The sequence below is a fragment of the Dyella choica genome, assembly GCF_003977665.1.
GTDB lineage: Bacteria > Pseudomonadota > Gammaproteobacteria > Xanthomonadales > Rhodanobacteraceae > Dyella_B > Dyella_B choica.
Genome location: NZ_RYYV01000022.1, coordinates 23,258 through 43,333, shown reverse-complemented (window position 1 = coordinate 43,333; position 20,076 = coordinate 23,258). Strand labels below are relative to the sequence as shown.

The following is a 20,076-nucleotide window of genomic DNA, read 5'->3' as shown; positions in this document are numbered from 1 at the left end:
GCTCCCCCATGTCGCAGCCCAGCTGGTTCACCGAAGCACACCAGGCTTCCGGTTCCTCCATCGGTTATCGCGTCGAAAAGCTGCTGCATGCCGAGAAGACCCCGTTCCAGACCATCGAGATCTACCAGACTACCGACTGGGGCAACCTGATGGTGATCGACGGCTGCGTGATGCTCACCAGCCGCGACAATTTCCTGTACCACGAGATGATGACCCACCCGGCCCTGTTCACCCATGCGCGCGCCAAGCGGGTGGTGATCATCGGCGGTGGCGACTGCGGTACGTTGCGCGAAGTGTTGAAGCACGAGGAAGTGGAGCACGCCGCGCAGGTGGAGATCGACGAGCGCGTCACGCGCCTGGCCGAGCAGTATTTCCCGGAGCTGTGCGAATCCAACCATGATCCACGCGCCGAACTGCTGTTCATCGACGGCATCAAGTACATGGCCGAGGCCGAGCCGGAGTCGCTGGATCTGATCATCGTCGATTCCACCGACCCAGTGGGCCCGGCGGAAGGCCTGTTCAACGCAGCCTTCTACACCAGCTGCTACAAGGCGCTGCGTCACGGCGGCATCCTGGTGCAGCAGAGCGAATCGCCGATGGCGCACCTGGAACTGATCAAGTCCATGCGCGCCGCCATGCGCACGGCGGGCTTCAGCGCCGTGAAGACGCTGCCGTTCCCGCAGCCCTGCTACCCCACCGGCTGGTGGAGCTGCAGCATGGCGCGCAAAGGCGGCGACCTGGCCGGCTTCCGCGAACGCGGTGCGCTGAGCAAGAACTTCCCCACCCGCTACTACAACGCCGAAGTGCACAAGGCTGCGCTGGCGCAGCCGGAATTCATGCGCGAGGCGCTGGGGGAATAAGCTTTGTTCCCTCCCCTGCTTGCAGGGGAGGGCTAGGGTGGGGTTGCACGAGCTTGCCGCCGTGCTTGAGTTCATCGCGCGGTTGCTTCACCCCACCCCAACCCTCCCCTACTACACGTAGGGGAGGGAGCAAGGTGATGATCAAAAAATCCGGTTACGCACCTTGGGCATCAGCACGATCGCCAGCGTAGCGAACGGCCCCAGCAGCAGCAGCGACAGCAAAAACCACAGCAAGCCGCTGCGATTCTTGCCCTGCGCCAGGCCGGCATTGATCAAGGCCAGTGTGCCCCATCCCACGAACCACGGGGCAACGTTCCCCTGGGCCAACATCGAAAGCGACTCCACAGCTATCTCCTGTGTTCCTCGTGGACAGCGGCCCTGCATGCTACAGGAGCTGGCACGGCAGCATCGCGTTTAGCGAAAAATCGAAGAACTTCCCGTTCAGAACCGCCTCAAACCCCTCAGGTTATGCTTCCCCTCTTTTTTACGACGATGGAGTTCCCATGCGTGGACGGCGCCTGATTGCCCTCACCCTGGCCGTTGTACTCAGCACCGCGGCGGTTGCCGCCAACACGGCTCCTAGCGCCACCAAGACCGCGCAAGCCCGTGAAAAAGCGCTGCTCGCCTTTCAAAACGACTTGATCAACGTGCTCGCCCCCAGTGGCGATGCAGACCGCCTGCTGGCCGCCGCCCTGCTGGCTCGGCCGCTGCCGAACCCCAGCAAGCTGAACAGCTTTCATGCCCTCATCGAACGCGCCGCCCGCGTTGACGCGGCCGGCCCTGCCGTGAGCTGGGCGCGCCTGGCCGATTGCGATCCCAATACGCATGCCTGCCCCAACAGTGACGCTGTGACCCAGCTGGTGCAACAGGCTCCGGACAATGCCGCCGTGTGGCTGGTGAAGCTGAGCCAGGATGTCAACGGCCTGAAGAATGACGACGCACGCCAGGATCTGGCGAAAGCCGCGTCCGCCAAGCTTTATGACGACTACAGCGGCGTCGCGCTGAAAGCCCTCGCCAATGCCGCCACCATGCTGCCGCCGCCAACGGCCACGCTAGACCCGAACTCCGATGCCGGCGCCAACGGCGTGCAGGTGCTGATCGCCTATGGCAGCGCCACCGGCATGCCGCAGCCGGCCCTGCGCGATACCGCCGGCTTTTGCCAGGAAAAGGCACCGAACGACGACACCGTCAAGAACGACTGCCTGAAATTGGGGCTGCTGCTCGAATGGGGCTCCAGCCCCTTGGCCCGTTCGCTAGGCCTGCACTTGCGCGAAGTGCTCAACACCGACCCGGCCCAGCAGCAGGATGCCCAGAATGCTCGCCGCAACCTGATCTGGCAGGTCCAGAACTTCGCTTCGCTGTCCCTGCGCGCGCAGAACGACAAGGCCCAGTCCCAGCACCTGCTGGCCCTGGCCCGCAGCGGGGGCACGCAGATGAGCCTGGTGCTGGCTGCCTTGCACGACGCGGGCATTGCTACCGACGCACCGGCGGATTGGCAGCCGCAAAAACCGGGGAGCGGCAACTAGCACCCATCCCAGCTTCGAGATGTCGCGTGCAAAGCTGGGATTGTCATCCCAGCCTACGAAGCAGCAAAACGATAGCGCTTCCCGCTCCCTGTTTCCCGTTTCCGACTCCTCCGCTATCTTTGGTCCACCTCACGCCATTAGGGGTAACCGATGCTTACGGTGTTGGTAGCAAGCAGCAAAGGCGGTTGCGGCAAGAGCACGCTGGTCACCCAGCTCGCTTCCCATTGGGCACAGGATGGCAAGCGCACTGCCATCGTCGATAGCGATCCGCAAGGTTCCAGCTACCGCTGGGCGAGCCTGCGTCCGGATAACGTGCCGGGCGTACTGGCCCTGGAGGGTGGTCGCCGGGCGCTGGATAAGCTGCCGGAAGATACCGATCGCGTACTGGTCGATACCGCGGCCGGCTCGCACGAAAAGGAACTGGAGCCCTACCTGGAACAGGCCGATGTGGTGCTGGTGCCGGTATTGCCCTCCTCTTTCGATCTACACGCGACGCTGAAATTCCTTGAGCACCTGCGCGGCATAGGCCGCGTCAAGCGCGGCAAATTGCCCGTGGCCCTGGTCGGCAACCGCCTCAAGCCTTGGACCCACGCCAGTCAGGACGCCATCACCGAGCTGGCCGAACAGGCGCCGTTCCCGGTGGTGGCGCAGTTGCGTGACACCCAGGCCTACGTACTGCTCACCTCGCTCGGCAAGGGCATCTTCGACTACGGCTCCGAACAGGTCCGCGGCCATCAGCAGGACTGGACGCCGCTGCTGCGCTGGATCAAGCGGCAACATTGAGGGTCTGCTTCGAGCTATCTTCACCATGAACCAGAACCTTCTTCGGGAGCACCCACAGTCATGCACGAACTGATTTTGCTGCGACACGCCGAAGCCCAGCCCGCGCCGCCCGGCGGGCAAGACGAGGTGCGTCGCCTCAGCGGACGCGGAGAACAGGAAGCTCGCGCTGCGGGGGAATGGTTGAAGAAACACGGCAAGCGGCCCGATCGGGTGCTGTGCTCGCCTTCCGAACGCACCTGCGCGACCGCCAACCTTGCGCTGGGTGAACTGGGGCGCACCCCGTCCATGCTGACCGCGACCGAAATCTACAACGCCACACCCGGCGAGCTATTGGCCTTGCTGGACCAGCACGGCGATGCGAACACCGTGATGCTGGTTGGCCACAACCCGGGCATTGAACGGCTGGTCGCCTTGCTGGTGGAAGGCCGCTCCGACGAATTCCGTGGCATGCCGCCGGCAGGACTGGCCGTGCTTCACCTGGATGGCCCGCTGGAGCCGGGCAACGCACGGCTGGATGCGTTCTGGTCGCCATGACGCGCCTCATGCCCGCGTTGCAGCGTTACGCATCGCGGCATATGGGGCTCTTGTTACTACTGCTGTTCCCGCTGCTCGCGGCAGCCAGCGGGACCGAGTACCGCATCGATCCAGCCAGTTCGGAAGCCATGTTCCATGTGCGCCTGTTCTGGCTGGACCAGGTCGATGGCCAGTTCACGCACGTCGACGGCGCCGTGTCGCAGGACCCGGTGTCCGACAATTGGGTGGTGAACGCGACCATTCCGGTGACCAGCGTGGCGATGCCTTCGGCGCGCATGCGCAAACGCTTGCTGGCTCCGTCGTTCTTCGACGCGATCCATCACCCGGTCATCCACTTCACTTCCAATCCGTTCGCGCAAACCCAGCTGGACCATGGCGGCACCCTCACCGGCTATCTCACCTTGCGCGGCGTCACCGCACCCATCCGTTTCGCCGTGGCGCCGGCGCACTGCGAACGACCCGCGGCGACCCCATGCCGTATCGTCTTGCGCGGCATGCTTCAACGCAGCACCTTTGGCATGACCAGCGATCGCCTGGCCGTGTCCGATAGCGTTGACCTCAACCTCAGCATCACGCTGCAACCGGATACCCGTTGAACAGCCGTTACTGATCGGTCGCTATGATGGAGGCGCTCGGACCGAGCAGCCTTTGCCTGCGGCCCGCAGGCTCTGTTTGTACGCCTATCAGGAAGGTGAATCGTATGGGGAGACGCGAGCGGACAGCAGTGCAGGTGTGCAGCAGCGCATTGCGCAGGCACTGAACGGGCTTGTCCATGCACATACGTTGCAGCCTACTGTTGATCCTGTTGCTGGCGGCCCTGTTGCAGGGCTGCGCGCTGAACCGCGAGAAAATTCGCCAAGCCGACGCGGTGGTCGCCGCCAGCGTCGATCGCCAGGTCACCTGCAGCCGGGATGACCACTGCGCCACGCCATCGCCGCTGCTCGATGCGGCCAGCAAGGCCATGGCCGATTCCACACCGGAGCATCCCCAGCATGTCGTCACCTTGCTCGACGACAGCGAAGCATCGCTGGTGGCGCGCATCAACCTGATCCGCGCCGCGAAAACTTCCATCGACGTACAGACCTATATCTGGGACGAAGACGACCTTGGCCAGCTTGCGCTCAACGAACTGATCGATGCGGCGCGGCGTGGCGTGAACGTGCGCATTCTCGCCGACCAGCTGTTCTCGTTTGAAGACGCGGCGCTGCTCGCCCAGCTCGCGCGCGCCAGCCCCAACCTGCAGGTGCGGCTGTACAACCCCACCTTCCACAGCGCACGTACACCCCCGCTGGAATTCGCCGCCGGCATCCTCTGCTGCTTCATGAAATTCAACCAGCGCATGCACAACAAGGTGCTGGTGGTGGACGACACCATCGGCATCACCGGCGGGCGCAACTACCAGAACCGCTACTTCAACTGGGACGACGATTTCGACTACGTCGATCGCGACGTGATGGTAGGTGGACCTGCCGTGCAGGAAATGGGCCGGAATTTCGACCTGTTCTGGCATCACAAGCGCGCCGTGCCGCTCACCCATCTGCACGACGTGAACCGGCTCATTTTGCGCAACCCATCGCCGCAGCCATGGCCCGGCCCGCACTATGCCTACCCCGCCCGCGTCGCCTCGGCCCAGGCCGAGGCGGAGGATCCGGACTGGCTCAACGAACACGTCCTAAGCAACAGCCTCTACGCAAGCAAAGTGGAGTATTTCAGCGACCTGCCGGCCAAGACCGAGCAGCCGACGAAACGCCAGGCGCGGGAATTCACTGCGCACCTGATGCAGTTGGTCAACCATGCCAAGAAAGAAGTGGTGCTGCAGACACCCTACCTGGTCATGAGCCGGCGCGCGGAAAAGATCTTCAAGTTCCTTCATCGCGAAAATCCGGCGCCGCAGATCATCGTATCCACCAACTCGCTGGCGTCTACCGATGCCTTTGCGGTGTATGCCCTCTCCTACAAGCACCGCAAAAGCTTCCTCAACAAATACGGCTTCACCATCTACGAACTGAAGCCCCGCGCCGAATTGGCCACCGACGCGTACCTGCAGGCCAACGTCGAAGATGAGGAAGATGGCGCCCCGAGCGTGCCCGGCGCCTCAGGCAAACGGCGCATACGCTATCCCGGTACCGAGCAGCACCTCGGCCTGTTCGGCAGCCAGGGCAGCCGCAACCGCCCTGCACCGCTGACCAGCCCAGGCCGCCGCTTCGGCCTGCACGCCAAATCGCTGGTGATCGACGATGACCTGGGGATGGTCGGTTCGCACAACTTCGATCCGCGCTCCGATCGCTACAACACCGAAAGCGGCGTGATCGTGTACGACCAGCGCTTCGCGCAGATCTTGCGCGATTCCGTGCTGGAAGCTACCGAGCCGAAGAATGCCTGGGTGATCGCGCCGCGCAAGCCGGTCATCCCGGTGCTGGGCCAGATCAGCCAGGTCATCGGCGACCTGTCGGCCAGGCTGCCCCTGTTCGACATCTGGCCGTTCCGCTACGCCACCAGCTACGAAATGAAAGCCGACCCCGATTGCCCGCCGATGCAGCCGGGCAACCCGGACTTTACGCGCTGCTATACCGCGGTGGGCGATTTCCCGGATGTGGCGATTTCACCGAAGCTGATCTACACGCGCTTGTTTGTGGCGTTTGGGGCGGGTGTGAAAGGCGTGCTGTAGGCTGGGTTGCGAAACCCAGCATTGCCATGCACGCACGCTGCGCGATGCTGGGATTGCCATCCCAGCCTACAGCATCTGCTCATACATGAAGTAATGGCACTGCTCCATGCCCAACTCCCGGTACGTCCGCTGCGCCCGCAAGTTCTCCGTTTCCACATACAGCCGCAAACCCACCGCACCCGCCTGCTTGGCGCGCTGCGCCACATCGGCGTACATCGCGCGAAATACGCCGGCCCGGCGCGCTTCCGGCGCTACATACACGCTCTGGAACCACCAGAAATCGCCATTGCGCCAATCGCTCCACTCATAGGTGACAAGCAGGCAACCCACGGACTGCCCATCGAGTTCGGCCACCAGATAGAACCCGCGTCGTGGCTCATCCAGCACCGCTGCAACACCACGCGCAAGCAACTGCTGGTCCAGCCGCTTTTGCTCCGTTTCCCAGGCCATCGCCACGTTCCACTCGGCAATCGCGGCCATGTCCCTGCGCTCGGCAGGGCGCACCATCAATGTCGACACCCGTTGACTCCCATTCTGCTCACTTGGTTAGCGCCAAATTTCAGCTAGCGGGTAGCGGCTCCCTCCCCTACTACACGTAGGGGAGGGAGCAAATACCTGCTTATGACTTGCGCCGCGCACGCGATGCACCCAGCTTGCGAGTTAGCGTATTGCGGCCAACTCCCAGCGCCGCCGCAGCATGTTGACGATGCCCTTCGTTGGCCGCCAACGCCGCTTCCATCAGCACGCGGTCCAGCGCCTCGCGCGCACGCGTATGAATATCCGCTTCGTTGCGTTCCAATGCTCGCCCCGCCCATTCGCGCAAGGCGTCCGTCCAGTCCCCACCCTGCGCCTCGACCGATTTGCCCAGGTCCGCCGGCAGAATTTCCGCACCCATCGCGATCACCGCCAGGCGCCGGCACAGATTCTCCAGCTCGCGCACGTTGCCGGGAAAATCCCGCTGCGCAATCGCCTTCAGCGCCGCCTTCGAGAAGCGCTTGGGCGGCAGCTTCAATTCCTGCGCGGCATTGGCCAGAAAGTGCTGGGCCAGCAGCGGAATATCCGCGCGGCGCTGCCGCAAAGGAGGCAATTCGATGCGCACCACATCGAGGCGATGCTTCAGGTCGGCACGAAACTGTCCCGCCATCACGCGTGCATCCAGATCCTGATGCGTGGCCGCAACGACACGCACATTGCAACGGATCAACTCCCGCCCGCCAACGCGATAGAACTCGCCGCCCGCCAGCACACGCAACAGGCGCGTCTGCAGGATCAGGGGCATGTCGCCGATCTCGTCGAGAAACAAGGTACCGCCTTCCGCCTGCTCGAAACGCCCAGCCACGCGCCGCGTAGCGCCGGTGAAGGCCCCTGCTTCGTGACCGAACAGTTCGCTTTCCAGCAATTCGCTGGGAATGGCCGCGGTATTCAAGGCCACGAACGGCTTGCCGCGCCGCGCGCTTTCCTCGTGCAACGCGCGCGCTACCAGTTCCTTGCCGGTACCGGTTTCACCGGTAACCAGCACATTGAGATCGCTCGCGGCAATGCGGCCGATCAGGCGGAACACCTCGCGCATCGGCGCGCTTTCACCCAGCAAGGCGTTGGCGGGAACCGCACTTGCTGAAGATGCAACCTCAGCTTGCGGCACATCCGCCAGCGCACGCTGCACGGAAGCCAGCGCCTGGTCCAGATCGAACGGCTTGGCCAGATAATCCACCGCACCGGCGCGATAAGCCGCGGCGGTGGTCGCAACATCCGTGTAAGCGCTCATCACGATCACCGGACCTATGCCTTGCACATGCAGCTCTTCCAGCAAGGCCAATCCGCTTTCGCCCGGCATGCGCACGTCGGTGACCAGCAGCGCCGGCATCGCTTCACGCAAGGCCTTGCGCACACTCGGCGTATTTTCGAACTCGCGCACTTCCATGCCCGCATCACGCAACGCTTCGGCCAGCACAAAGCGCACCCCGCGATCGTCATCGACGATCCAGATGCCAGTCCGGTCATTCGGTTTAGCCATGAGCACGCCCCGTGACTGCAAGACCCATGCGCGGAGGCAAAGGCAGATAGAGCGAAAACACCGTTTCGCCCGGGCGGCTGACGTAACGCAATTCGCCGCCGTGCTCGTGCGCGATTTCGCGCGACAGCGCCAGGCCAAGGCCGGTGCCGTCCACTCGTCCGGAAACCAGCGGCTCGAACAAGTTATCGCGCAGGGCCGCCGGCACGCCTGGGCCATCGTCCATCACATCCAGCCGCAACGCGCTACGAAACATGCGCTCGCCCAGGCGCACGCCATGTTCCGCTCGGCTGCGCAGAGTCAGTGTCTTCGCACCTGCTTCGATCGCGTTGCGCGCGAGATTGAGCAACACCTGCTGCAGGCGATCGGCATCGCCTTCCACGTCCGGCAGGCTGGGGTCGTAGTCGTGCCGCAAGCGCGGCGGTTTCGGCTCCGCGCCTATCAATTCCCCGACGCGCTCCATCAGCTGGTGCAGATTCACCGGCGCCAGGCGCGGCGCGCCATCGTGATGCAGCAACCGGTTCGCCAACGCGGCCAGCCGATCGGCTTCGTTGATCACCATGCCCGCCAGCGCCTGCATATCCGGATCTTCCAACCGTCGCTGCAGCAGCTGGGCCGCGCCACGCAGGCCCGCCAGCGGGTTCTTTACCTCATGGGCAAAACCACGCAAGGTCGCCGAGAGCGGCGAGACTGTGGATGGCACTTCCGCCAGCGTGTGCACTTCCACCAGCAGGCCCCCCGCTTCCAGTGGCTGCAAGGCCACATCCACCCGCTGGCCCCCTGCAATCCCAGGCAGCAGCAGGCCGCGACACTGCACCGAGCGCTGCTCGGCCTGGCTCCGCCTCGCCTGCTCCGCGACCCCGGCATCCTGCAGCAAACCACGCAGCGATTGCCCCTGGGCATGCCGCAGCCCTAGCCCCAGCAACTCGGCCAGTGCCGGATTGATCCATTCCACGCGCAAATCCCGGTCGACCACCGCCAACCCGGTCGACAACTGCTCCACCCAGCCTCGGGACACCTGCTCGCTCATTGCACCATCATGGACAATGCGTCGGCTTGGTGCAAATGCCACCTACGACAAAGGGCTTCCAGCTGCTGGAAACCGGCATTCGATCAGAGACATAGCATCGTTCGGACTGGACCTAAAAAGGCCTCCACGATGTTAATGGAAGTACTCATAGCTGCTCTCAGCCGAGCTGAAAGCTTGGGATTTAGCCCAATGACTCCACAAGGGATTTCGCGTAGCCAAGGCCGGCCCGCAAGCGTTGCCTCATGACTTGAGACCTTTCCCATATATGGTTGCCCCACGCTCAAAGCACCATATATTCTGGGAATGTAGGACGCATCTAAGTGGCTGAGCGAGTTCAGCTCTCGTAAGCACGGGGTGGGTCTGCCAAGAGGCCTCCGCAATGCAGACGTACAACGCTCAACAAGTGGCTAACGCCTTCTTCAACATCGCAGAGGAGGACGGAGAGTGCCTGAGCAACATGAAGTTGCAGAAGCTTCTCTATTTTGCTCAAGGCATGTTCCTCGCCTTCAAAGGCAACCCACTCATCAGTGATGGCGTCGAGGCCTGGAAACATGGTCCGGTGTTCCCGCGTGTGTATCACGAGTTCAAGAAGTACGGAGCCAGCGGAATCACGGAAAGAGCGGTTTACTTCGACTTGTCCGATAAGGGTAAATTTGAGGCTTTCGAGCACCTGCCGCCGACTGACGAAGGCATTCTCGATTTCCTTAGACATGTTTGGAAAAGCTTTGGCAGGCTCACTGCTCTCGATCTTTCCATTTTGTCCCACGAGCCCGGAGGTCCCTGGGACGCGACCATGAAAAAAGCTGGAAAGAACGCTGAAATTGGCCTCGACACGATGCAAGATTACTTCCAGGCAAGGCTTGGAATCGCGGCTATGAAAGAACCTGCAGCCGCATAAATCGGCGCTGGCCAAGGACTGGCAATCATCATGACTGAGACGACAAGTCCGAGCCCTGACTTAGATGCTGCGTTCAAGACGTTTATTACGTCAGTAAAGACCTCTTCTTCCAGAGAATCGATTAGGACCGCGCAAGCCGAAAGAACTTGGTACGAGCAGTCATACCTGGATAACGACGCCGAGCGTCGAAAGCATCGAGAAAAAATTACACCGGCACTGCTCTGGATCTGCCAAGGATGGGTGGCTGCTGTAGTTCTGCTGCTCTTCCTTGAAGGATTCGGAACAGCGTTTAACTTTTTTACGCTGTCTCCCAACGTGGTCATTGCGCTGCTCGCAACCACCACTGCCAACATTCTCGGCTTATTCGCCATCGCTTTGCGGTACCTATATTCCGACCACCATTTTCAGCCCATTTCAGCAAGGAAGCCTCCCGCAGGAAGAAATCCCAGGGAAAAAGGCAGTCAAGCCTAAAATCGGACTGTGATCTGACATTGGCGTCTAGTTGGCTAGGGGCCGTTTCTTGAATGCCCCTGATTACGGAAAATTCTCAACGGCCTGCTCAGGAGAACGGATTTGCTCGGTTGGGATGTGTTGCACGAAACAAATTGGGGGCGTCTCTTTCACGCCTACGGTGTGGCGGAAGATACGCCTGGCCACTTGCGCAATCTGACTAGCGAGCTTGCGTCGCAACGCAAGGCGGCGCTCGCCCATTTGGATAGTGCCGTACTTCATCAGGGCACCATATATTCCGTAACTCCGGCGGCCGTGCGGGTCATTGCGGGGGTGTTGCGGGATCCGATTCTACGCGAACCACTCGGCCGGAAGACCGTTACGCTTACCAAGGCAATCACGTTTCTAGGCGACGTCGGATCAAGCCTGAACGGCATACAGACACCGGACCCCTTGCCACAACCCAGCGAGGCTGAACTGGACGAGCTTATTCTTCATCTTCGTAGCGATGAGGAGGGAGAGGACGACGAAGGCTGGGGCTCTCCACTGATCACCGTGCTGATGTGCCAAGCCGTGCTCTCTTTGCACGAGATGACGAGCGATGTGCTGAACGCCATCGCGCCATTTGTATCGGACGAGATGTTCGATGTTCGCCAGGAAGCGATCAACGCGGTAGCTGAGTGGGGAGCCCTTCAACCCAACAGTGCCGATTCCGAGGCTGTCGCCGAGATCATCCGGGAACGGCTGGGCGGGCCCATAAATCGAGACGAGCGGGCCGGTCTGGTGCTGGCATTGGGAACGCTTGGTCGCGACGTCTCAGGCTGGCTTGAAGACCGAGACGAGGCAGTCCGCGCCTGTGCGGCACTTTTCGTCGCTGACGAACGCGCCAATTTCATCCTAATCGCGGCACTAGCCCATCCAGATAAGGTAAACACCTGGTTCAAGAGGCGACCGCCATTCTTCCCAGAACACACCCGCATTACCTTGTTGGAGAAACTGATCGCGCGGAACGTGAAGGTCGAGCAGTGGCTGCCCGCAGCCTTGGCACTGATCGCCGATTCCAAAGGCGGGTTGTTAGCCGACTACGAATGGGGGCCCATCCTCGAAGTGGCATTCCCCAAGGAGGCGGCCTCTTTCAAACCAGGAAAACGTCCGCCGCTACCGGAACACCTCACCAGCGATCAACACGCCATCTTGAAAGGGTTGGTCGCCAATCAAAATTTGTGGGATCCGCGCGACGGTAACGCCCATTTGGCTCGAATGAAGGTAGGGCTGTCGGACATCCGCGAAGAGGTTGCGGCGTACGTTCGTGATACCCCTGTGGTATAGGCGAAAGCCACCGTTCTGGACGTCACCCCATTTCTTTTTTATCCAATAGGAAGGGGCGGTGGCGTCTATGCTGAGTTAACCAGAGCATCCCAGTCTATTCCTCTGGCTGGATGCGGCAAGACCTGAACGTGCGAGGGGCGACGCCCCCCCTCTTTGAGTAGCGGAACGAATTAGAGTCAGGAGGTGCCGACCCTATCGGATATCGATAGCGACGCAACTGGACAGACCTTTTCCATGCCACCGCTCAGATTCCCTGCGGCGTTTATTTCGAGACCGACATGACACAGTCAGATCGGCTCGAAAGGGGGCTTATCCGCATCGGGCACGTCGACACATCCTTGTGCCGACGCTCTATCGTGTACCGCTTAGAACTGCTTGGTGAAACCCACGCTCAGGGCGTTGTCGCTGACGCGGCCGGAGAATTGGCCCTGGTAATCCAGGTACAGATTCCACGACTTGCCCGCTTGTGCCGTGATGCGCGCACCCACCGTGGCCATGCCGCGGCCCAGATTGTCGCCCGGCATCGCGAACACGGTGCCGTCCTGCGCGGTTTCCCGCACCACCGGGGTGTTGCCGTTGCGCGTGTCATAGCGATAGCCCACTTCGAACTGCGGCACGTAGCTGATGCCTTGCGCCACGAACGCCGTAGCGAACGACACCTTTGCGTAGGGCTGCATGGTGTTGTACGTGGTGTGCGCACCGCTCACTGCAAACGCGGGCGCCAGCGGGCTGGTGCTCGATACCACTTCGTAGAACGAATCCAGCGTCTGGTGCTGGTACAGCGCACCCACGGCCGGCGTGATCTGCCATCGCGCTGCCGCCAGCGGCCAGGCGGCCTGCAGTGCTGCCGACATGGTTTCGCCATCGGGCGTGGCCACACCGTGGCCGATGCCGGTCTGGCGATACACGCGGTAGCTCTCGTGCGCTATGTCGACAGTGCCCGACAACACCACCGGACCTGCATTGCCGAACGCGTACAAGCCGCCGTGCACATTGTCGACCGTGCCGTTGCCGCCGTTGTGGTCATTGCCGTTGATGCGACCGAAACCGGCTTCCACACCGATGTGCGCGACATCGGCGACGACATGATCCCAGCCGCCCTGCAAACCGAAGACGCTGCTGTTCAAGCCGTTCGCACCGGTCAGCGAATCGCTGCTGCCGCTGTACTGCGCCCACAAGCCGCTGTTGCACGCGGAAGCGACGGTATGACCATGCGTGGCATTCGCTGATTCGCACGCCGTTTCGGGGGAACGCAGGGTGGCATCGAGCACCGTGACAAGCGATTGCTGGCCGACCAAATTGACGCTACGCATCAGGTTGGCATAGAGGCCACCGTCGGCCGGTGCAACAACCGTGCTCGATGGGGCTGGAGTGGGTGTCGGAGTGGGTGTCGGCGTCGGAGTAGGTGTCGGTGTGGGTGTGGGCGTCGGTGCGGCATTCAACGTCAGATCCGCCTGCGTCGCGTTGTAAGTCACCGTCGGATCAAGCGCGATCGGCACCGAACCAGTGGCGTTGACGGCCGCAAATTGCCCGCTCAGCGTCTTGGCCTGCACCAGCGTGTACGTCGTGCTGTTGTAGGTGCCCGGCGCATAGATCAGATTCAAAGTACCAGCGAGGCTGGCGTTGCCGTTCACCAGCAACTCCGAGGCCGCCGTCGGCGTTACATCTACCTGCAATGCGCCGTCGCTGTTCTGCGTGTAGTTGCCGTTGATGGTGAGCACGCCGACGGAACCGCCCGGCCACACGATGCCATCGTTGATCACATCGCCATTGACCGTGCCGTGGCCGCGCAGGATGCCGCCGCTTTGCACGTCCACCTGCGTGGTGGTGAGTTGCGCGGTGCTGCCGGAACTGGCGTCGCCGACTTCCAGCGTGCCCTTGGTGAGCGTGGTGGCGCCGGCGATGGTGTCGACGCCGTTGAGGATCTGCGTGTCGCCGTTCTGCACCTCGAGCGTGCTGGCGATGACAGTACCCGTGAACATGCTGCTGCCGGTCGATCCCAGCACCAGCGCATGGCTGCCGGTGGTGACAGTGCCCGCGCCGGTCAAGGATCCCAGCACCACGTTATTGGTGATCGCCGAAAGATCCAGCGTGCCTTGCTGCACGTTCCAGGCCAGACCGCTCACCAAGGTGCCGGTGAGGGACCAGGTGCTGCTGCCGGTTTTCTCGTAGGTGCTGAAGCCGTAGTACTGACTGGAACTGCCGTTATAGCCGCTCGGTGCGCTGGAAACGATCTGCGAAGCGTTGAAGCTGGCGTTCGTGCTGCCGCCGAAAGCAAGCGTATCGCCGCCCTGTGTGCTGCCGCTGGTGGAGATCACATTGCCGGTAAAGCTGTAGCCACTTTCCAGCACCAGCGTGTTGCCGCCGCCCGAGAAGTTCACCGCATCGGCCTGCGCGCCGTTGCCGCTATTGCCAACACCGCCAGCAATGCTGCCGGCGTTGGTCACTGTGCTGCCGCCGGTAGAAATCACGCCTGCTGCGCCAACACCGCCGTTGCCGACGACACCATTGGCACCCGCCACGCCGGCAACGCCAGACGCGCCACTGGAACCGGCGCTGCCACTGGGACCGGGTGCACCAGGAGGAGTGCCCATGCCACCGGAGCCGCCGAGGCCAGCTGCACCACCCGCGCCGCCCGTGCCGGCTGCGCCACCGCCGCCGCCGTAGCCGGCCGTACCGCCCGCGCCGCCATCGCCGCCCCCGATCCTGCCTGTATTGGTAAGGGTGAAGTTGCTGCCGCTGACGCCGGCACCGCCATTGCCGCCGTTGCCACCGTTGCCACCATTACCACCCGCGCCGCCATTACCACCGATGCTGCCGTTGCCGCCATTGCCACCCACGCCGCCCGTACCACCTGGCGTGCCCGGCAGGGTCGTTATCGTGCCACCGGGGCCAGGCATGGGCATGGGAGGGATGCCAGGGCTGCCCATGGTGCCCATGCCGCCTGCTCCGCCGTTGCCACCGGCACCACCGGCACCACCATTGCCACCGTTACCGCCGCTGCCGCCATCGCTGCCGCCACGGCCGCTAATGCTGTCACTGTTGATCAGAGCGAAATTGCTGCCGCTGACGCCGATACCACCGTTGCCGCCGTTGCCGCCGTTCTGGCCCGCGCCACCCGCCAAGCCATTGCCGCCAGCCGTACCATTGCTGCCAGAGCCGCCGGTGCCATTGGAGCCCGCCACCCCAGATACGCCGCCGCTACCGTTGTTGCCAGCCGCTCCGTAGTTGCCGCTTGCGGCGCTGCCAGCCATGCCGCCGTCGATAATGCCCGCGTTGGTAATCGTGGACTGGGTGGCTCAGGCTTCCACCATCACACCTGCGCCGCCCGTGGATCCGATAGCGCCAGCGACGGTACCCTCACCATTGTTCCATCCGCCATAACCGCCAGTGATAATGCCGCCAATAAGGCCAGCAATTTTGCCAGTACTGGCATTAGTCAGCTTGAAGGCGCTGCCATCAATGCCGGCACCGCCGGCACCGCCCACGCCGGTGAGACTGTGCGTGATGCCGCCGCGGCCACCGGAAATGAAACCGGCGTTGTTCGCGGTGAAACCGGTGCCGCTGATACCTGAGCCGCCCGCACCGCCATTGGTGTATTGGCTATAGCCGCCATTGCCTCCCCCGATCCTGTTACGACTGCTAACGTTGCCGTTGGTGAAGGTATTGTTGGTCACGGTGAAACCGGTGCCGGTCACGCCCGCCCCACCGGCGCCACCGGTGCTCGTGCTGCTGGATGAGGCGCTACCGGCGCTGCTCGTCACATAGCCGTTGTCGATCACCAGGTTAGTGCCGGCAGACATGCTGATCGGCGTGTTTCGCAGTACGGCCCCGTGCGAGGCGCTGCCAAGCTGCAAGGTGCCACCCTGCACGGTGACGCCACCTTGTATCGAATTGGAGCTGGCCAGCACCAACGTGCCAGCATCGGTCTTGGTGAAGCCGTCGCTGCCGCTGAGCTGACTGCTGATGGTGGCGGTCATGCCCGCGCTGGCGCTGCTGCCATCGCCCACGCGGATGATCGGTGCCGTGGTGGTGCCGCCACTGGTGGTGGCATCCAGCACCAGAGTGCCGCCGGTCACCGTGTAGCCATCCACGGCAAACTGCAGGCCGGTGGCGTTCACGGTGCCGCTTGCGGTGACCGTGCCCGCCGTGCCGCCGAAGACGGCGAAGCCGTCCTGTACCCACACGCCGTTGGGTACGCTGGCAGTGGCGTTCGTCCAGTTGCTGGTGCTGGCGCCGTTGGTCGAGGATGCGGTGCTCCACGTGCCGCTGTCGCCACCCATTTGCGTGGCGCTGGCCTGTCCATTGGCATTCCAGTAGTTGAGCGCATAGCCGGTGCTGTCGATCAGGTTGATCTGCTTCTGCGCGGTGAGCAGTTGCAGGGCCACGTTTTGCCCTGTCGGCGTGTTGCCCAGGCTAAGGCCGGCGCCGCTCTGCGCGAGCGTGCCCGTGTAAGTGATCACGTTGTACAAGCCCGGCCCCATGCTGCCGGCGTTGATCACGTTGAGCGTGGCGCCGTTCAACGTGAGGTTGCCGTTCACAAGGATGCTGTCGCTGCTGCCCGCGCTCTGGAAACTGGCGCCCGGTGCGCCAAAGGCGAGATTGAGCGTGCTGGATCCGCTCGAGGTCGTGCTGGGTCCGTTCGCGATGAAGTTGCCGTTGACGGTGAACATGCCAAGCGCGGTATCGCCCGCGATGCCGGCACCGCCCAGGGTCAGAATGCCGCCGCTTTCCAGCGTTACGCCGCCCACGCTGCCATGACCGCCCAGTATGCCGCCCCATATCACGTCCACGGTGCTGGCAAGGCTGGCGCCGGTGTGCGAGGCATCACCCACCAACAGCGTGCCGGTGTTGTTCACCTTGGTCTGGCCGCCGTAGGTGTTGACGCCATTGAGGGTTTCGCTGCCGTTGAACAGGGCGACGATGTTGTTTGCACCACCGCTGATGACACCGTCGAACACGCTGTCAGGCCCGCTGAGCCAGAGCTGCGTGTTCGAGCCGAGCGCCAGGTTGCCAGCGCCACTCAGTGAGTGGATGGACGCGACGTTGGTCTGGGTGAGGTCCAAAGTGGCGCCGCTCGCCACGTTCACGCCGGACGAAGAAGCGATGCTGCCAGAAGACAACAACTGCAACGTGCCGCCGTTGATGGTGGTGCTGCCGGTATAGGTGTTGGCGCCCTGCAGCGCTTCCGCGCCACCGTTGAGGACCAGCGAGCCGCCGGTGCCCGTCGTGCTGCCGCCGGTATCGCTGATCACGCCGGCAAAGGCGCTGCCGGCGTTGGTCAGCGTGAGCGCCTGCGCACCTAATGCCACGCTGCCGCTGCCCATCAGGCTCTTGATGGATGCGCCGTTGGCCGACACATCCAGCGCGCCGTTGACGGTCACGGTATTGGAGCTGGCGATGCTGCCCGCGCCGGAAAGGATCAGCTTGGCCCCGGCGTTGATCGCCGTGTCGCCGCCGTACGTGTTAGCACCCGTCAACGTCAGCGCGCCACCACCGGCACTGTCCATCACGGTCAGGCCAAGGTTAAGGTTGCCGGTGATCGCCTGCGAGATCGTGGTGGCGTAGCCGTTGGTATCGATGGTGCCGGCGACAGCAAGCGTGATCGCCCGCGTGCTGGCAAGGTTGAAGCTGCTGCCAAACTGCAGCGTGCCGCCGGTGAAGGTGAGGCTGCCGCTGGGATCACCAAGGTTGGCATCGGAGGACACCGACAGCGTGCCGGCGTTGAGCGCCCACGGCATCACCGCCGTCGAGCTGCCCGTCAGCGTCCAGGTGCCGGTGCCGTTCTTCGCGTAGCCATCGAAACCGGTGAACGCACCGAAGCCGGCGATGTTGAAGCTTCCACCGGTGCTGCCGCCCAGTGCGATCAAGTTCCTGTTGCCGGCCGTGGATACCACGTTGCCGGTGAAGCTGTAGCCCTGGTCAAGCTCCAGCGTGTTGTTGTTGCCCGTGATGAGGACGGCATCGTTGACATTGGTGCCTGCGCCATTCAGGCCACCGCTGATGTGGCCACTGGTAGCCAGCACGTTGTTGTTGCCCGAGATGCCAACGCCAACGCCGCCGATCCCGACCGACGAGCCAGTGCCACCCTGGCCGCCGGCGATGCTCGCGGTGTTGGTTACCGAATTTCCGTTACCCGTGATGCCCAGGCCAGCGCCGCCGCCGCCGCCGGCGCCTGTATTTCTGATTCCGCCAAAGGCAACAGCACCGGCATCGCCACCACGGCCGCCCACCAGGCTGCCGCTGTTGGACACCTGATTGCCGGCGCCGACGATGCCGAGGCCTACGCCGCCACCGCCACCGCCACCGGTATAGACGCTGTAGGCACCGTTGCCACCGTTGCCGCCCGCAATCGTTCCCGCATTCGTCAGGGACGCGTTGGAGGTAGCTGTGTTCACGCCGGCACCACCGCCGCCGCCGCCACCACCGACACTCCATACGGGGCCACCGGCGGGGCCGTACGGGACACCATTGGTGCCTGCGCCACCGTTGATCACAACACCGCCCGTAGTGGACAGGGTGCCCGAGGTCACGATGCCGGGATTGCCGCCGTTACCGCCGGCACCGCCACCACCGCTGCCACCACCGCCATAGGTGCCGCCACCGCCACCATTGGCAAATGGGGTATGAATGCCACTCTTGCCGAGCCCGCCGCTGCCGCCGAAAGCGCCACCCGCGCCCGGAGTCGTTGAGCTCGCGCCCGTGCCGCTTCCGGCTGCCGCCGGGCTGCCGCCCGAGCCATAGCGGGCACGGCCGCCATTGGAACCCGCCGAACCTGTGCAAGAGGCCGTCAACACGCCCAACGTCTGCGTGCACGTCTGCGCCCATGTCGGCACCGTCACCGTGGCGAGCGCCAGACCGACCGCAACCGCGAGCAGGCGCGACTTCGTGCCCAGCTTCGGCAACTGATCCGCAGCACCGACGACGACACCACCGGGCGCGCTGGCCAGTTCGGATACCACTTGCGGCACGCCGAGCGTGCGATTGAAGACAATGCGGTAGATGCGGTTCATGGTCTAGTCCCTGTGGTGTTTCAATGTCGTTGTGATGCTTGGTTTTTTTCGCTCGACCTGCCGTCGCACGCGACATGCGGACGGCTTCAGGTCATGCCATGCAAAAGCGCGGAATAACGGGTGCGCGTCAGACCACGCGCACGCCTCGCGGATTGAGGCCCGGGTCCAGCCAGAAGGCGTCGTTGGCGAAGCGGTTGAACACATCCGGCGGAAGGATCGAACCGCGCTGGATGGCACCCACGCGCGGCCGCACCGCATGCAGGCCGGGCGTGCCGGCCTTGGCGTCGAACTCGCTGGCGTCGAAGTGGACGTTGTTGATGTCGTGCGCGAAGGCCGGCTCGCCGAGGAAGTCGTACACGGCGGCGATCGCACGCGCCGGATCGCTGGTCAGCGTCTCGTAGCGCAACAGCATCAGGTTGGCGGTGTCCTCGCCGTAAAACGCTTCTTTCAACGCGTTATAGGCATAGCCCACCATGCCATCACCGTTGGCCAGGCCTTCGGCGCGCGCATACACGGTGCTGCCGGTCTGGTAGTTGAAGATGGACGATGGCTGGAAAGCGTTCTTGCGTACCAGTTGCTCGATGCTGTCGATAATCCACGACACGTGCCGCACGCAGGCGATCACCTTGCTCTGCGGAAACAACTGCTTGAGCTGAGGCAGCTTGCTGCACCAGGCGCGATTGGTGTCGAACACCACTTCGGCTCCGTATTCGGGACCGTAGTAGTTATCGAACAGGCCTTTGAGCATCCGACGGCGCTGTTCATCGGAAATGAATACGGAGTATTCGTTGCGACCGCTGAGCTCGCCCAGCAGGGTGGTGACGACGCCGCCGAGCGGTCCGCTCATGCTCGCGTGGAAGCGCGGGTTCTGGCTCAAAATGGCCGACAGCAACGTCGATCCGGACCTGGGCAGGCCCGAAATAAAGTGAAACCGGCGATTCATCAGCCCCCCTGAAGGCTCTAGCCAACTTCCG

General features: G+C 63.2%; 16 protein-coding genes. 9 read left to right on the top strand and 7 right to left on the bottom strand.

From position 1 onward, the window contains the following. Positions 1-8 precede the first annotated feature (8 nt). Entirely contained in the window at positions 9-860 is an 852-nt protein-coding gene (speE, locus tag EKH80_RS20340; RefSeq protein ID WP_126686630.1) for a polyamine aminopropyltransferase, read from the top strand. A 141-nt stretch (positions 861-1,001) separates the two neighbouring features. Here speE and EKH80_RS20335 read toward each other — a convergent pair whose 3' ends face one another. Beyond that, entirely contained in the window at positions 1,002-1,190 is a 189-nt protein-coding gene (locus tag EKH80_RS20335; protein ID WP_196240415.1) for an antitermination protein NusB, read from the bottom strand. A 173-nt stretch (positions 1,191-1,363) separates the two neighbouring features. Between EKH80_RS20335 and EKH80_RS20330 the strand changes: the two genes are divergently transcribed. The 5 genes from EKH80_RS20330 (at position 1,364) to EKH80_RS20310 (ending at position 6,371) form a co-directional block, all read left to right on the top strand. Further along, the gene (locus tag EKH80_RS20330) at positions 1,364-2,386 is read left to right on the top strand and encodes a hypothetical protein (RefSeq protein ID WP_126686628.1); all 1,023 of its coding nucleotides are present in this window, start codon (positions 1,364-1,366) and stop codon (positions 2,384-2,386) included. 150 nt (positions 2,387-2,536) lie between these two features. After that, a complete protein-coding gene (locus EKH80_RS20325; RefSeq protein ID WP_126686627.1) occupies positions 2,537-3,169 on the top strand; it encodes a ParA family protein in 633 nt (210 codons plus the stop codon). A gap of 60 nt (positions 3,170-3,229) precedes the next feature. Then, complete coding sequence (locus EKH80_RS20320; protein ID WP_126686626.1) at positions 3,230-3,703, top strand: SixA phosphatase family protein; 474 nt, start codon at positions 3,230-3,232, stop codon at positions 3,701-3,703. Next, on the top strand, positions 3,700-4,299 hold the full coding sequence (locus EKH80_RS20315) for a YceI family protein (RefSeq protein WP_230473851.1): 600 nt from the start codon (positions 3,700-3,702) through the stop codon (positions 4,297-4,299). Before EKH80_RS20320 ends, EKH80_RS20315 begins: the two co-directional genes overlap by 4 nt. Positions 4,300-4,475: 176 nt before the next feature. After that, complete coding sequence (locus EKH80_RS20310) at positions 4,476-6,371, top strand: phospholipase D-like domain-containing protein (protein WP_126686625.1); 1,896 nt, start codon at positions 4,476-4,478, stop codon at positions 6,369-6,371. 66 nt (positions 6,372-6,437) lie between these two features. Here EKH80_RS20310 and EKH80_RS20305 read toward each other — a convergent pair whose 3' ends face one another. The 3 genes from EKH80_RS20305 to EKH80_RS20295 form a co-directional block, all read right to left on the bottom strand. Further along, positions 6,438-6,890: a GNAT family N-acetyltransferase gene (locus tag EKH80_RS20305; protein ID WP_329955494.1), complete on the bottom strand. Its 453-nt coding sequence runs from the start codon at positions 6,888-6,890 to the stop codon at positions 6,438-6,440. Positions 6,891-6,990: 100 nt separating this feature from the next. Next, a complete protein-coding gene (gene ntrC / locus EKH80_RS20300; protein ID WP_126686624.1) occupies positions 6,991-8,385 on the bottom strand; it encodes a nitrogen regulation protein NR(I) in 1,395 nt (464 codons plus the stop codon). After that, positions 8,378-9,412: a two-component system sensor histidine kinase NtrB gene (locus EKH80_RS20295; protein WP_126686623.1), complete on the bottom strand. Its 1,035-nt coding sequence runs from the start codon at positions 9,410-9,412 to the stop codon at positions 8,378-8,380. Before EKH80_RS20295 ends, ntrC begins: the two co-directional genes overlap by 8 nt. 379 nt (positions 9,413-9,791) lie before the next feature. Here EKH80_RS20295 and EKH80_RS20290 point away from each other — a divergent pair, with 379 nt between their 5' ends. The 3 genes from EKH80_RS20290 to EKH80_RS20280 all read left to right on the top strand — a co-directional run bounded on the left by EKH80_RS20290 (position 9,792) and on the right by EKH80_RS20280 (position 12,089). Continuing rightward, the gene (locus EKH80_RS20290; RefSeq protein WP_126686622.1) at positions 9,792-10,310 is read left to right on the top strand and encodes a Panacea domain-containing protein; all 519 of its coding nucleotides are present in this window, start codon (positions 9,792-9,794) and stop codon (positions 10,308-10,310) included. A 30-nt stretch (positions 10,311-10,340) separates the two neighbouring features. After that, positions 10,341-10,781 (top strand): hypothetical protein, encoded by a 441-nt coding sequence (locus tag EKH80_RS20285; RefSeq protein ID WP_126686621.1) that lies wholly within the window; start codon positions 10,341-10,343, stop codon positions 10,779-10,781. A gap of 102 nt (positions 10,782-10,883) precedes the next feature. Beyond that, positions 10,884-12,089, top strand: a complete 1,206-nt coding sequence (locus EKH80_RS20280) for a HEAT repeat domain-containing protein (RefSeq protein WP_126686620.1) — start codon at positions 10,884-10,886, stop codon at positions 12,087-12,089. A 365-nt stretch (positions 12,090-12,454) separates the two neighbouring features. Here the strand turns inward: EKH80_RS20280 and EKH80_RS24360 are convergent, their stop codons facing one another. The 3 genes from EKH80_RS24360 to EKH80_RS20245 all read right to left on the bottom strand — a co-directional run bounded on the left by EKH80_RS24360 (position 12,455) and on the right by EKH80_RS20245 (position 20,045). Continuing rightward, a complete protein-coding gene (locus EKH80_RS24360; RefSeq protein ID WP_126686619.1) occupies positions 12,455-15,343 on the bottom strand; it encodes an autotransporter outer membrane beta-barrel domain-containing protein in 2,889 nt (962 codons plus the stop codon). A gap of 45 nt (positions 15,344-15,388) precedes the next feature. Next, complete coding sequence (locus tag EKH80_RS23905) at positions 15,389-19,102, bottom strand: beta strand repeat-containing protein (protein WP_158628907.1); 3,714 nt, start codon at positions 19,100-19,102, stop codon at positions 15,389-15,391. Between the two features lie 127 nt (positions 19,103-19,229). Continuing rightward, on the bottom strand, positions 19,230-20,045 hold the full coding sequence (locus EKH80_RS20245; RefSeq protein ID WP_126686618.1) for a sulfotransferase family protein: 816 nt from the start codon (positions 20,043-20,045) through the stop codon (positions 19,230-19,232). Positions 20,046-20,076 lie beyond the last annotated feature (31 nt).

Coding starts and splice junctions, on each gene's coding strand:
- speE (WP_126686630.1), top strand. CDS start 9: ATGTCGCAGCCCAGCTGGTTCACCGAAGCACACCAGGCTTCCGGTTCC.
- EKH80_RS20335 (WP_196240415.1), bottom strand. CDS start 1,190: ATGTTGGCCCAGGGGAACGTTGCCCCGTGGTTCGTGGGATGGGGCACA.
- EKH80_RS20330 (WP_126686628.1), top strand. CDS start 1,364: ATGCGTGGACGGCGCCTGATTGCCCTCACCCTGGCCGTTGTACTCAGC.
- EKH80_RS20325 (WP_126686627.1), top strand. CDS start 2,537: ATGCTTACGGTGTTGGTAGCAAGCAGCAAAGGCGGTTGCGGCAAGAGC.
- EKH80_RS20320 (WP_126686626.1), top strand. CDS start 3,230: ATGCACGAACTGATTTTGCTGCGACACGCCGAAGCCCAGCCCGCGCCG.
- EKH80_RS20315 (WP_230473851.1), top strand. CDS start 3,700: ATGACGCGCCTCATGCCCGCGTTGCAGCGTTACGCATCGCGGCATATG.
- EKH80_RS20310 (WP_126686625.1), top strand. CDS start 4,476: ATGCACATACGTTGCAGCCTACTGTTGATCCTGTTGCTGGCGGCCCTG.
- ntrC (WP_126686624.1), bottom strand. CDS start 8,385: ATGGCTAAACCGAATGACCGGACTGGCATCTGGATCGTCGATGACGAT.
- EKH80_RS20295 (WP_126686623.1), bottom strand. CDS start 9,412: ATGAGCGAGCAGGTGTCCCGAGGCTGGGTGGAGCAGTTGTCGACCGGG.
- EKH80_RS20290 (WP_126686622.1), top strand. CDS start 9,792: ATGCAGACGTACAACGCTCAACAAGTGGCTAACGCCTTCTTCAACATC.
- EKH80_RS20285 (WP_126686621.1), top strand. CDS start 10,341: ATGACTGAGACGACAAGTCCGAGCCCTGACTTAGATGCTGCGTTCAAG.
- EKH80_RS24360 (WP_126686619.1), bottom strand. CDS start 15,343: ATGGCTGGCAGCGCCGCAAGCGGCAACTACGGAGCGGCTGGCAACAAC.
- EKH80_RS23905 (WP_158628907.1), bottom strand. CDS start 19,102: ATGAACCGCATCTACCGCATTGTCTTCAATCGCACGCTCGGCGTGCCG.
- EKH80_RS20245 (WP_126686618.1), bottom strand. CDS start 20,045: ATGAATCGCCGGTTTCACTTTATTTCGGGCCTGCCCAGGTCCGGATCG.